The sequence below is a fragment of the Novosphingobium sp. genome, assembly GCF_039595395.1.
Taxonomy (GTDB): Bacteria; Pseudomonadota; Alphaproteobacteria; order Sphingomonadales; family Sphingomonadaceae; genus Novosphingobium.
On the sequence record NZ_JBCNLP010000006.1, the window covers coordinates 1,386,890 to 1,400,220 of the forward strand.

The following is a 13,331-nucleotide window of genomic DNA, read 5'->3' on the forward strand; positions in this document are numbered from 1 at the left end:
CACCATGAAACTGATCGCCCTGCTGCTGCTGGGCGCCAGCAGCGGCGCCATGGCGCAGGCCCCCACCGACACCCCGCTCGACAGCGGCTGGAGCGTGCGGATCGACCCGGCGGACGCAGCGGCGGCCAAGGCGCATCCCAAGGCGGCAGGCTGGCTTCCCGCCCATGTGCCCGGCAGCGTCCAGCAGGATCTGATCGCCACGGGTCAGGTGCCCGATCCCTTCCTCGGCCAGAATGAGGGCGCGATCCAGTGGGCGGGCCTGACCGACTGGCAATACCGCACCACCATCACCGCCACGCCCGAGATGCTGGCGCGCGGCCATGTCGATCTGGTGCTGGACGGGCTGGATACTTTCGCGCGGGTGACGCTCAATGGCCGCGACATCCTCTCCACCGACAATGCGCATCGCCAGTGGCGGGTGCCGGTGAAGGACGTGCTGCACCCCGGCGAGAACATGCTGGAGATCCATTTCGCCTCGCCGATCAGGACTCTGCAGCCGATGGTACTGAAGGAAGCCCATCCGCTGCCCGGCGAATATGATTCCATCTATGGCGACGAACCCGAAGGCAAGCAGACCTCGCCCTACATCCGCAAGCCCAAATACCATTACGGCTGGGACTGGGGCCCGCGCATCGTCAACATCGGCCCATGGCGCAAGGTGCATCTGCAGGCCTGGGACAGCGCGCGGATCGATACGATGCGCGTCACGCAGGAAGCGCTGGGCGATGCCTCGGCCCGCTTGATGGGCACGTTCGAGGTTCACGCCGACCAGGCCGCGCCCTTCACCCTGCGCGCCACGATCGCCGCGCCGGACGGCACTGCCGCCATGCCCTTCGAGCGCCGCGTCGATCTGGTCGCGGGCGTGAACCATATCTCGCTGCCGCTGGAGATCGCCCAGCCGCAGCGCTGGTGGCCCGCAGGCTATGGCGCGCAGCCGCTCTATACGGTGACAGGTGGGTTAAGCGACGCGAGTGGCTCGCTCGGCACTGTCACCCACCGCATCGGCCTACGCAAAATCGACCTCTTGCGCGACAAGGACGATCACGGACGCGGTTTCGCGATTGCCGTCAATGGCGTGCCGATCTTCGCCAAGGGCGCGAACGTCATCCCCTTCGACAGCTTCCCGGCCCGCGTCACGCCCGCGAAAATCCGCTCGCTGCTGAGCGCCGCGCGCGATGCGAACATGAACATGCTGCGCGTCTGGGGCGGCGGCATCTATCCCGACGACGCCTTCTACGAGGCCGCCGACGAGATGGGCCTGATGGTCTGGCAAGATTTCATGTTCGGCGGTGCGGTCACCCCGCCCGATCCGGCCTATCGCGAGAATGTCCGCATCGAGGCCGAGCAGCAGGTCGCGCGCCTGCAATCGCATCCCTCGCTGGTGCTGTGGTCGGGCAACAATGAGGTGCTCTCCGGCTGGGACAGCTGGGATGACCGCAAGACCTTCCGCAAGGCCATCGGCCCCGATGAGCAGGAGAAGGTGGCCGTCGGCATGGCGATCCTGTTCAACGGCGTGCTGCGCAAGGCCGCCGAAGAGGGCGATCCCGATGCCGTCTACTGGCCCGGCTCGCCCAGCGCCAATTACGAGGACAAGGCCGATCAGGACCACAATGGCGACCGCCATTACTGGGACGTGTGGGGCGGCAAGAAGCCGGTCGAGAGCTATCTCGATGCGTGCCCGCGCTTCATGTCGGAATATGGTCTGGAAGCCATGCCCGATATGAAGACGATCCGCGAATTTGCCGGAAAGGGTCCGCTCGCCATCGACAGCCCGGTGCTGCGCGCCCATCAGAAATTCCTGAAGGGCGAGGGCAACGACCGCCTGCTCGACTACATCGGTCAGCGCTATGCCAAGCCACGCGATGTGGCGGAGTTCGTCTATCTCAGCCAGGTGATGCAGGCCGAGGGGATCGAACTGGCCGCGCTGCATCACCGCGCCTGCCGCCCGGTCACGATGGGCAGCCTCTATTGGCAGCTCAATGATGTGTGGCCCTCGATCTCATGGTCCAGCATCGATTCCGCTGGCCGCCCCAAGGCTTTGCAATATCACGCCAAACGCTTCTATGCGCCGCTGGCCGTGGCCGCCGCCCATGCCGGGGGCAAGACCAGCCTCAGCCTGATTTCGGATGCCACCACGCCGACCAAGGCAACATGGCGTCTGACGGTGATGGGCACGGATGGCAGCAATCCCAAGCGCGAAGAGCATGAGGTCACCCTGCCGCCGCTGTCCAGCACGCTGGTGGCTCAGCCCGGTGATGCCGCCCTGTTCGGCGTGGGCGATGCCAAGGCTCAGATCGCTCTGGCCGAACTGGTGGTGGGCGGCAAAACCGTCTCGCGCGCGCTGATCGAGCCGGCCCTGCCCAAGGACACGCCCCTGCCCGATCCCGGCCTGAGCGCCACATGGAGCAAGGATGGCCGCAGCCTGATCCTCCACGCCACGCGCCTTGCCCGCGCCGTCTGGGTGGATTTCGGCATGATCGATGCGACGCTTTCGGACAATGCCTTCGACCTGATGCCGGGCGAAACGCGCGAAATCACCGTGACCTCCGCCGCCAAGCCTGCGCTGCTCAAGCGCAATCTCCATATCCGTACCCTTGCCGGAGAGGCCCACCTGTGACCCCCAGCCTGCTTCTGGCCCTGCTCAGCCCGCAAGCCCAGACCGCCATCGAACAGACCATCGCCCATATGACGGTCGAGGAAAAAGCCGCCCAGCTTCAAAGCGGCGCCACCGCGCTGCCCAAGGCCAAGCTGCCCGCCTATGACTATTGGAACGAGGGCCTCCACGGTCTGGCGCGCAATGGCGTGGCCACGGTCTTCCCGCAAGCGATTGGCCTTGCCGCGACATGGGACCAGCCGCTGATGCAAAGGGTCGGCGATGTCATCTCGACCGAGGCGCGGGCGCGCTACAATGGCCTGCCCAAGGGCGGAGACCGCCTGCGCTATCAGGGGCTGACGATCTGGTCGCCCAACATCAACATCTATCGCGATCCCCGCTGGGGGCGCGGGCAGGAAACCTATGGCGAGGACCCCTATCTTACCGGCCATATGGCCAAAGGGTTCGTCACAGGACTGCAGGGCCCCGATCTGGCCCATCCCAAGGTCATCGCCACGCCCAAGCATCTGGCCGTCCATTCCGGGCCCGAGGCCGGGCGCGACAGTTTCTCCGTCGAGGTCTCGCCGCGTGATATGGAGGAAACATATTCCGCCGCCTTCCGCACCGCGCTGGTCGAGGGCAAGGCGCTCTCGGTGATGTGCGCCTACAATGCACTGCATGGCGTGCCGGTCTGCGCCTCGCCCGATCTGATGGGTAGGCGCCTGAGGCAGTACTGGAACTTCGGCGGGCTGACGGTGTCGGATTGCGACGCCATCGGCAACATCACCCATTATCATTTCTACACGCCCGACGATGCCGCTGGTTCTGCCGCCGCGCTGAAGGCCGGGACGGATCTGGACTGCGGGCGCACCTATGCCGCCCTGCCCGATGCCGTGAAGCGCGGCCTTGTGGGTGAGGATGTGCTGGACAGCGCCCTTTCCCGCGTCTTTGCCGCGCGCGCCTTGCTGGGTGACGCCTTCGGCCAGACCAGCCCCTGGAGCCGCATCGCCCCGTCGCAAGTCGATACGGCCGAGCATCGCGCCCTGGCGCTGGAGGCGGCGCGCAAGAGCATCGTGCTGCTCCAGAACAAGGGCAACCGCCTGCCGCTGGCGGTGGGCGCGAAGATCGCGGTGATCGGCCCCAATGCCGATGCGCTCGATGTGCTGGAGGCCAATTACCACGGCACCGCCTCGCACCCGGTCACCCCGCTGGAGGGCCTGCGCGCCCGCTTCGGCGCCGACAAGGTGCTCTATGCGCAGGGCTCTGCGGTGGCCGAGGGCGTGCCCGTCACCATCCCCGAGGATGCGCTCTCCGCCGATGGCAAGCCCGGCCTGAAGGGCGAGTATTTCGCCACGCCTGACTTTTCCGGAACGCCGCGCCTGACGCGGCAGGATCGCCATGTCGATTTCGACTGGGATCGCGCCTCGCCCGCGCCGGGCCTGCCTGCGAAAGGTTACGCGGTGCGCTGGACGGGGCAGATCACCCCGCCCGCCGCCGGGGACTACCGTCTGCATCTCGAAATCCCGCGCTGCTTCGATTGCGGCGGCCATGATCCGGTCCGCCTCTGGATCGATGGCGAGGAACGCATCGCCGACAGCGGCGACGGCAAAAACATCGCCACCGATCTGACCTTTGCCGACACAAAACCGCACCAGTTGCGCATCGAATACCGCCACACCGGCGAGGATGGCGGCATCGGCCTGCGCTGGATCGCCCCGGCCCAGAGCCAGCGCGACCAGGCCGTGGCCGTCGCGCAGAACGCCGATGCGGTGGTGGCCTTTATCGGCCTCTCCCCCAGCGTCGAGGGCGAGGCGCTGCAAATCGAGGTGCCCGGCTTTGCGGGCGGCGACCGCACCGCCATCGAACTGCCCGAACCCCAGCGTAAATTGCTCGAAGCCGTGGCCGCCACCGGCAAGCCGCTGGTGCTGGTGCTGATGTCAGGCGGCGCGGTGGCCATGCCATGGGCACGCGATCATGCCGATGCCGTGCTGGCCGCGTGGTATCCCGGCGAGGCAGGCGGCACCGCTCTGGCCGATGTTCTGTCGGGCGCGGCCAATCCCTCGGGGCGCCTGCCGCTCACCTTTTACGCTGGCACCCGCGATCTGCCCGCCTTCGCTGATTACAACATGCGCGAGCGGACCTATCGCTATTACACCGGCAAGCCGGTCTGGGGCTTCGGCCATGGGCTGAGCTACACCAGCTTCACCTATGGCCAGCCCGCGCTCTCCGCCCCCGCCGCCGACCGCTCGGTCAGCGCCACCATTGCCGTGACCAACAGCGGGACGCGTGAGGGCGATGAGGTGGTTCAGGCCTATCTGGCCGCGCCCCAGGTTGGCGACGGCTCTTTCAACGATCCGGTGCTGCAGCGCAGTCTGGTCGGCTTCCAGCGGGTGCATCTGAAACCCGGCGAGACGCAGCAGGTCCGCTTCGACATCGACGCACGCGGGCAAAGCACCGTGGATCGCGCGGGCCTTCGCAAGCTGCGCCACGGGGCGTATCATCTGTGGATCGGCGCGGGCCAGCCGGGTGACGGGCCGGGCGCGCAAGCCGACTACACCGTCCAGACCGAGGCGGAGATTGCCCCATGATCACTCATCGCCGCTCCCTGCTGAAAACTGGCGCCACGCTGATGGCGGGTGCCATGGCGTCAGGCGCGACGCAGGCCTTTGCCGCACCGCCTCCGACGCCTCAGGCGACACCGATCCCCACGACGCCCGCGCCGGGGCGCACGACCGATCTCAATTCGCGCCGCCCGGCGCCGGGGGATCGCAAGTTCACCAGCCCTGCCGTCGAGGCGCGCATTCTTGAGGTGACGAAGCAGATCGCCGACCCCGAGCTGGCGTGGATGTTCGCCAATTGCTATCCGAACACGCTCGACACGACCGTGCGGATGGGGACGGAAGAGGGCAAGCCCGATGCCTTCGTCATCACCGGCGATATCCCCTGCCTGTGGCTGCGTGACAGCAGCGCCCAGGTCTGGCCCTATCTGCCGCTGGCGAAAGGTGATCCGCAGCTTCAGGCGCTTTTCACCGGGCTGATCGCGCGGCAGGCACGCTGTCTGCTGATCGACCCTTACGCCAATGCCTTTATGCAGGACCCGCAGGCGCGCACCAATCTCTCATGGTCGCTACACGACCAGACCGACATGAAACCCGGCGTGGCCGAGCGCAAATGGGAGCTGGATTCGCTATGCTGGCCGCTGCGTCTGGCGGCAGGCTATTGGCAGGCGACGGGGGACAAGCGCCCCTTCGACGCGCTCTGGGCCGATGGCGCGCGCGCCACATTGCGGACCATGCGCGAACAGCAGCGCCTGCACGACAATGGCCCCTACAGCTTCCGCCGTCCGGATGGGAATGCCACCGAAACGCTGATGCTGTTCGGCTATGGCGCGGCCAGCCGCAAGGTCGGGCTCATCCATTCGATGTTCCGCCCTTCGGACGATGCCTGCACCTTCCCCTTTCTGATCCCCTCCAACCTGTTCGCCGCCAGCGCCCTGAAAGGGCTGGCCAAAGTGGCCGCCGAGACGCGCGGCGACACGGCCTTGGCGCGCGAGGCTTCGGACCTTGCCCTCGAACTCGACAAGGCGCTGCTGCGTTACGGGCGCATGGCGGGGCCCGATGGACGCCCGGTCTGGGCCTTTGAGGTCGATGGTTTCGGCAATGGCTTCTTTATGGACGATGCCAATGTGCCGGGGCTTTCCTCTCTGGCCTATCTGGGCGCCGTGCCGCGCAACGACGCGATCTTCCGCCGCACGGAGGCCCTGTGCTGGTCCACGCGCAATCCCTATTTCTTCAAGGGCGCCTATGAGGGGATCGGCGGCCCGCATGCCGGGCTTGGCATGATCTGGCCGATGTCGATGATCACCCGCGCGCTGACCAGCGACAGCCCCGCCGAAATCCGCCTGATGCTGCGCGCCCTGAAAGCCACCCACGCGGGCACCGGCTTTATCCATGAGGCTTTCCAGCAGGACAATCCGGGCACCTTCACAAGGTCATGGTTCGCCTGGGCCAACAGCATGTTTGGCGAGCTGATCCTCGATGTGGCGCGGCGCTTCCCCACGCTCCTTTCCCAAAAGCTTGAAGGACAGGCATGACGATCTCCCTGCGCCGTCGCGATCTGCTGGGCGCCGCCGCGGCAGGCGCCACCATGGCTTCCACCTTGCGCGCCGCTACGCCGGCTCTGCCCGGCGGGGGCGGCCCGCTGCAGCCCGACCTGTTCATCGGCACGGGCGGCCATGGCCATACCTATCCGGGCGCGACGCTGCCTTTCGGCATGGTGCAATTGAGCCCCGACACCGACAATGAGCGCTGGGATGCCTGCTCGGGCTATCACCGTGACGACACGTCGATCATGGGCTTTTCGCACACGCATCTGTCGGGCACCGGCATTGGCGACATGCTCGATGTGCTGGTGGTGCCGACGCGCGGCAAGCTGGAGCTGGAGCCCGGCCCGCTCGACAACCCCGATGCGGGCTATCGCCAGCGCTTTTCCGGCGAGCATGCCGAGCCCGGCTATTACCGCGTCCAGCTTGAAAGCGGCGTGCTGGCCGAGCTGACCACCACCGAGCGTACCGGCCTGCATCGCTACACCTTCCCTGCCGGCCCCGCGCATATCCTGATCGACTTTGCCCATTGCAAGCAGGAAGCCCCCGGCGAGCCGGTGCTGATCGACAAGGCCTCTCTAAACTGGGATGGCGAGACGCTGACCGGCAGTCGGCAGGTGTTCCGCTGGGCCAAGGGGCGGCTGATCCATTTCGCGCTGCAACTCTCGCGCAGGCCGGACCGGATCGCCTTCTTCGGGGATGACAACCGCCCGGCGGGTGAAAGCCAGGTCAGCGGTCACCGCCTGAAAGTGGCTCTGTTCTTCGACGATGCCGGGGGCCAGCCGATTGTGCTGCGCACCGGGATTTCGGGCGTGGACGTCAAGGGCGCGCGGACCAATCTGGCCGATGAAGTCCATGGCTGGGACTTCGACCGCTATCGCCGCGCCGCCGCCGCGCGCTGGCACGATCATCTGGGCATGCTGCGGGTGGAAGGGGGCAGCCCCGACCAGCGCGCGATCATGGCCAGCGCGCTCTATCACAGCCTGTTGGCGCCCACCCAGTTCACCGACAGCGATGGCCGCTACATGGGCATGGATGGCGCGATCCACACGGCGCCCGAGGGCCAGAGCGCCTTCAGCTCCTATTCGCTATGGGACACCTATCGCGCGCTGCACCCGCTGATCACACTGATCGCGCCCGACAAGGCCCGCCAGTTCACGCAGGATCTGATCCGGCAGGCCACGCAGAGCCGCTTTGGCCCCTCGGTCTGGCCGCTGCAGGGGGTGGAAACCGGCTGCATGATCGGCTGGCACGCGGTGGTGGTGATGGCTGAGGCGATCATCAAGGGCATCCCCGGCGACTATGCCCAAGCCTGGCCCGCCATCCGCAAGCGCGCCTTCGATCCCGCCGCCCCCGATCAGGACAACAGCCTTGGGCGCGACTATTACGACAGCCGAGGCTGGATTCCGGCGGACAAGATCTTTGAATCGGTCAGCCGCACGCTGGAATATGCCTATGACGACCACGCCATGGCCGTCATCGCGGACAAGGTCGGCGCGCATGAAGATGCGTCGGCCCTGCGCAAGCGTGCGCTGAATTACGCGCATCTCTTCGATGCGCAGCGCGGCTTTATGCGACCCCGGCTCGACAACGGGCTGTTTGCCGAACCTTACGATCCGGTCGCACTGGGCCATTCCTCGCAATGGCGCGATTTTACCGAGAGCAACGGCTGGCAGGCAACCTTCCTCAACCAGCACGATATCTACGGCCTGATCGCCCTGTTCGGCGGGGCGGAGCGCTTTGCCGCGCAGCTCGACGGGCTGTTCAGCGCGCCCTCGGTGCTGCCCGCCAATGCCCCGCCCGACATCAGCGGTCTGGTCGGCCAATACGCCCATGGCAATGAGCCGAGCCATCACGTCGCCTATCTCTATGCCTATGCGGGACAGCCGTGGAAGACGCAGGCGATGGTCCGCCGCCTGTGCCACGAGATGTACAAGGCCGACCCGGATGGCGTGATCGGCAATGACGATTGCGGGCAGATGAGCGCCTGGTTCGTGCTGAGCGCCTTGGGCTTCTATCCGGTCGATCCGGTCAGCGGGGTCTATGTCTTCGGCTCGCCCTTGTTCGACCGGGTGGAGGTGAAGCTGGGCGACAATGCCGCGCGGCTGGTGGTCGAGGCGCAGGGGAACGCGCCGGACGCGCCCTATATCCAGTCGGTCGAATGGCGCGGCCAGAACTGGAGCAAGGGCTGGATCAGCCATGAGGAACTGCGCAAGGGCGGGCGTCTGGTGTTCCGCATGAGCACCACGCCGAACAAGGGTTTCGCCAGCGCTGCCCAAGACCGCCCCCCATCCTTCGGTCGCAGCCCGGCGTGAGCATCACGCGGCAGGCCATGATGATGACAGGTGCAGCGCTGGCCTTCGGGCTGAGCGCGGTGCCTGCTGTCGCCCATGATCTGGGCCGGGCCTGCCTGAGCAGCGATGAGGCTGGCACCGTTGCCGCGCGTGTCCTTGGCGAACGGCTGGCCGAGCGGGTTGGCCATGCCCTGCCGACGCAGCATTGCGACAGCCGGATGATCGTAGCGCTGGATGGGCACGTGCAGGGGCTGCTGCCTGCTGGCGTGACCATGCCGCACCCGCCTGCCTCGCAAGGCGAAGGCTTTTCCGTCCGCACGCTCGGCTCGCGCGCCCATCCCGTTCTGGTGCTCAGCGCGGCGCAAAAGCGGGGGCTGGTCTATGCCGCCGGGTGGCTGCTGCGCTCCGCGGATGCGCATGGTCGGCTCTCTGCCCGGCCCTCCTTCAGCACGACACCCCGTTACAGCGTGCGGATGACGCAGATCGGCTATCGCGCAAAGAACAACACTTACGATGCCTGGGATCTCAAGCGCTTCCGCCGCAGGATCGAGGATTTCGCGCTCTGGGGCAGCAGCGGGGTTCAGGTGATCTCCCCCCTCTCCGACGATGCGCCCAGCAGCCCGCTGTTTCCGGCGCCTCCGCTCGAAACGCTGGCGGGGATCGGCACCATCGCCCATGAGCTGGGGATCGACTTCGCGCTCTATTACCCCAATCTGGGCGATTATGCCGCTCCGCCCGTGCGGCAAGCCGAGGCGGACAGGCTGAGTGCGCTGCTGAGCCAACTGCCCAAGGTCGATGCCCTCTACATCCCCGGAGGAGACCCAGGCCATACCCCGCCCGATCACCTGATCCCGCTGGTCGAACGCGAAGCGGCAGCGCTCCATGCCATCAACCCGGCCGCCAGGGTCTGGCTTTCCGCGCAGGGTTTCGATGCCAGGGACAGCGCCGCCTTCTATCAGGCCATCGCCCAGCACCCTTCGGGCCTGACCGGCGTCTTTTACGGCCCCCAGACGCGCGATCCGCTGGCCGTTCAGCGCGCCAGCTTGCCCCGCGACCTGCCGCTGCTGCTCTATCCCGACATCGGCCATGCGATGCATGCGCAGTTCCCGGTTGCGCGTTGGTCCCCCGCCTTCGCGCTGACCGAGGGGCGCGAACCCATCGACCCGCGCCCGCTGGATTTCACCCGCATCTTCAAGGCGCAGGCGCCGCTTTCCGAAGGTTTCATCACCTATTCGGAAGGCGTGAATGACGACTTCAACCAGTTCCTGTGGTTTGCACTGGGCTGGAACCCGAAGACCCACCCCAAAACCGTGGCGCGGGACTATGCGCGGATGTTTATCGGCGATCCTCGCGCCGCGCGCCTGCCCTTTGCGCTTGAAGGTAACTGGCGCGGCGATCCGGCAACCAATCGCTCCATCCCCGCGACCTTGCGCCTTGCCGATACCATCAGCCCCGCCGCCTATGCCGACTGGCGGCTCGATGCGCTGCGCTATCGCGCTGTCTATGATGCGCTGGTCCGCAAACGCCTGATCGCCGCCCGCCAGCGCCAGAGCGCTGCCCTCCGCCTGCTGGCTCAATCCCGCCCCGGCGGGGCCGTACAAGCCACCACCCGCGCCCACGCCATACTGGAACAGGCAGACGGCCCGGAAATCGCCGCGCTCCAGACCCGCCTGTCCTCTTTGGCCGAAGATCTGTGGCACAAGGCAGGCCTGCAGCTCAGCGTCAAACGCTATGGCGCCTCAAACATCGAGCGGGGCGCCAATCTGGATCGCGCGCATGTCGACCTCAACGACCGGGTCGCGCTCGAACAGGGCATGGCCGACGCCCTCCATCTGCCCGGCGAACAGGCCCGGATCGCCGCACTGCACGCCCTTGCCGACCCGCAGCGCAAGGCCGATCATGCGCTCTACGACGATCTGGGCAACCCTCAGGCCGAGCTCCATCTCGTCCGCGCCACGGACAAAAACGCCGCCCCGGACCTGCGCGACACCGCCATCGACGGCATCGCCGATCACACGCCCGAGGATGGCTGGCTGCTGGCCGATATCACCTATGCCGAAACGCTCTACGACCGGCCCATCCGCCTGCATTACAGCCACCTGAGCCCCCGCAAGCGCTACCGCCTGATCGCCCGCTATGCCGGGGAGGATTACCAGCTTCCCATGCGCCTCGTCGCCAACGGCCGATGGGAACTGCACGCTCCCCTCTCTCGCGCGCGCAACCCGATGACCGTCACCATCGACATCCCCCCCGCCGCCACACGCCATGGCGTGCTCGATCTGGCCTGGACCCGCCCTGAAGGTCTGGGCGGATCGGGCCGGGGCCATCAGATCGCCCGGACCTGGCTAATCCCGCTTCCCCTCTCCCACGGAGATACCCCATGAAAGCCCATCTGACCCGTCGCCGCATTCTGGCCTCGGGCCTTACCGCTGCTGGCGCCGCCGCCGCGCATCCAGCGCTGGCCCGTCTGGCCCATGGCCCCGCCGCCGCCGCGCCCGCACCCGCACCCGATGGCGCCACGCCCTCGGCGCGCCAGTGGGCCTGGCATGGCCGCGAGTATTACGGCTTCGTCCATTTCTCGATGAACACCTTCACCGACAAGGAATGGGGTTATGGCGACGAGGACATCAAGCTGTTCAACCCCACCGACTTCAACCCCGACCAGATCGTGGCGGCGGCGAAAGCGGGCGGCATGCACGGCCTGATCCTGACGGCCAAGCACCACGACGGCTTCTGCCTCTGGCCCACGCCGCTGACCGAGCACTGCATCCGCAACACGCCCTACAAGGGCGGCAAGGGCGATATCGTGCGCGAGATGGCCGATGCCTGCCACCGCGCGGGGATGCCTTTCGGCCTCTATCTCTCGCCCTGGGATCGCAACCATGCCGAGTATGGCCGCCCGGCCTATATCGACTATTACCGCGCCCAACTGACCGATCTTTGCACCAACTATGGCTCACTGTTCGAAGTGTGGTTCGATGGCGCCAATGGCGGCGACGGCTATTACGGGGGATCGCGCGAAACCCGCAAGATCGACGCCCCGCGCTACTACAACTGGCCCTCGATCATCGCACTGGTTCACAAGCTGCAGCCGATGGCCTGCACCTTCGATCCGCTGGGCGCGGACATCCGCTGGGTTGGCAATGAGGATGGCAAGGCGGGCGATCCCTGCTGGCCGACCATGCCCAACGAACCCTATGAGCAGGCCGTGGGCAATTCGGGCCTGCGCGGCGGGGCGATCTGGTGGCCCGCCGAGACCGATGTCTCGATCCGCCCCGGCTGGTTCTATCACGAGGATGAGGATACGCAGGTCAAATCCCCGGCCCGGCTGATGGAGATCTATGACCAGTCGGTGGGGCGCGGCACCAATCTGCTGCTCAACATTCCGCCCGACCGGCGCGGCCAGATCGCCGAGCCCGATGTCGCGGCCCTCACCGCCTTTGGCGATGCGCTGCGCGGCAGCTTTGCGGTCGATCTGGCGCGCAAGGCGGTGGCCCATGCCAGCACAAGCCGGGGCCCGGCCTTCGCCCCGGCCAAGGTGCTGGATGGCCAGCGCGACACCTATTGGAGCACGCAAGATGGCGTGACCACGCCCGAGCTGACCCTGGATCTGGCGCCGGGCGCGTTCGACACGATCCGCCTGCGAGAGTATCTGCCGCTGGGCGTGCGGGTGACGCGCTTTGCGGTCGATCTGGCCGGAGAGGATGGCGCATGGCACGAGGTCGCCCGCCACGAGAGCATCGGGGCGCAGCGCATCATCCGCCTGCCCGCGCCGCAGCAGGCCCGGCGCCTGCGTCTGCGCATTCTGGAAGGCACCGCCGCGCCCGCCATCAGCGAGGTCGCGCTGTTCCGCTCGGTCGCGCCGCGTCATCTGGCGCCGAGCCTCGCCAAGGGCAATCGCACGCTCGACCGCAGCGGCTGGCGCGTGGCTCAGGCCAGCGCTCCCGGCGCGGAGGTCGTGCTGGATGGCAATGCCGCAACGGCATGGCATGCTCCGGCCCCCGGCACGCTGACACTGGACATGGGCCGCAGCGAAAGGCTGGCAGGCTTTGCCCTGACCCCCACCCGCCATGCCGAACAGGGCAGCAGCCCGCCGGCGCGCTACACCGTTGAATGGAGCGCGGATGGCCAGAGCTGGCAGGCTGCCGGCTCGGGCGAGTTTTCCAACATCGCCTATGCGCGCGCCACCCAGCGCATTCATTTCAGCACGCCGGTCAGCGCACGCTGGCTGCGCTTTGCCTTCCCCGCATCCTCTTTGGGCGAGGGCGTGTTGTCGATCGCGGAAATCTCGGCCTTTGCCCCCGATGGGGGTTGAGCCCTGCCTATCGGGGCTGGTCTGAAT

6 protein-coding genes are annotated in these 13,331 nt (G+C 67.0%); all 6 read left to right on the forward strand.

Annotated elements, in window-relative coordinates:
• The first annotated feature begins 4 nt into the window (after positions 1 to 4).
• Genes ABDW49_RS25795 through ABDW49_RS25820 form a run of 6 tightly spaced genes read left to right on the forward strand, consistent with a single transcriptional unit; the run spans position 5 to position 13,304 of the window.
• Positions 5 to 2,617, forward strand: coding sequence for a glycoside hydrolase family 2 protein (locus ABDW49_RS25795; RefSeq protein ID WP_343616485.1), 2,613 nt, complete (start codon positions 5 to 7; stop codon positions 2,615 to 2,617).
• A complete protein-coding gene (locus ABDW49_RS25800; RefSeq protein WP_343616486.1) occupies positions 2,614 to 5,181 on the forward strand; it encodes a glycoside hydrolase family 3 C-terminal domain-containing protein in 2,568 nt (855 codons plus the stop codon). Before ABDW49_RS25795 ends, ABDW49_RS25800 begins: the two co-directional genes overlap by 4 nt.
• Positions 5,178 to 6,686: a glycoside hydrolase family 125 protein gene (locus tag ABDW49_RS25805; protein ID WP_343616488.1), complete on the forward strand. Its 1,509-nt coding sequence runs from the start codon at positions 5,178 to 5,180 to the stop codon at positions 6,684 to 6,686. The genes ABDW49_RS25800 and ABDW49_RS25805 overlap by 4 nt, the downstream gene beginning before the upstream one ends.
• Positions 6,683 to 9,010 (forward strand): GH92 family glycosyl hydrolase, encoded by a 2,328-nt coding sequence (locus ABDW49_RS25810; RefSeq protein ID WP_343616490.1) that lies wholly within the window; start codon positions 6,683 to 6,685, stop codon positions 9,008 to 9,010. The genes ABDW49_RS25805 and ABDW49_RS25810 overlap by 4 nt, the downstream gene beginning before the upstream one ends.
• Positions 9,011 to 9,027: 17 nt before the next feature.
• Entirely contained in the window at positions 9,028 to 11,373 is a 2,346-nt protein-coding gene (locus ABDW49_RS25815; protein WP_343616491.1) for a hypothetical protein, read from the forward strand.
• Positions 11,370 to 13,304 (forward strand): alpha-L-fucosidase, encoded by a 1,935-nt coding sequence (locus ABDW49_RS25820; protein ID WP_343616492.1) that lies wholly within the window; start codon positions 11,370 to 11,372, stop codon positions 13,302 to 13,304. The genes ABDW49_RS25815 and ABDW49_RS25820 overlap by 4 nt, the downstream gene beginning before the upstream one ends.
• The last annotated feature ends 27 nt before the right edge of the window (positions 13,305 to 13,331 follow it).

Bases quoted from the DNA above. Each gene is read 5' to 3' on its own strand.
- ABDW49_RS25820 (WP_343616492.1), top strand. From the start codon at position 11,370: ATGAAAGCCCATCTGACCCGTCGCCGCATTCTGGCCTCGGGCCTTACC.
- ABDW49_RS25815 (WP_343616491.1), top strand. From the start codon at position 9,028: ATGATGATGACAGGTGCAGCGCTGGCCTTCGGGCTGAGCGCGGTGCCT.
- ABDW49_RS25805 (WP_343616488.1), top strand. From the start codon at position 5,178: ATGATCACTCATCGCCGCTCCCTGCTGAAAACTGGCGCCACGCTGATG.
- ABDW49_RS25795 (WP_343616485.1), top strand. From the start codon at position 5: ATGAAACTGATCGCCCTGCTGCTGCTGGGCGCCAGCAGCGGCGCCATG.
- ABDW49_RS25810 (WP_343616490.1), top strand. From the start codon at position 6,683: ATGACGATCTCCCTGCGCCGTCGCGATCTGCTGGGCGCCGCCGCGGCA.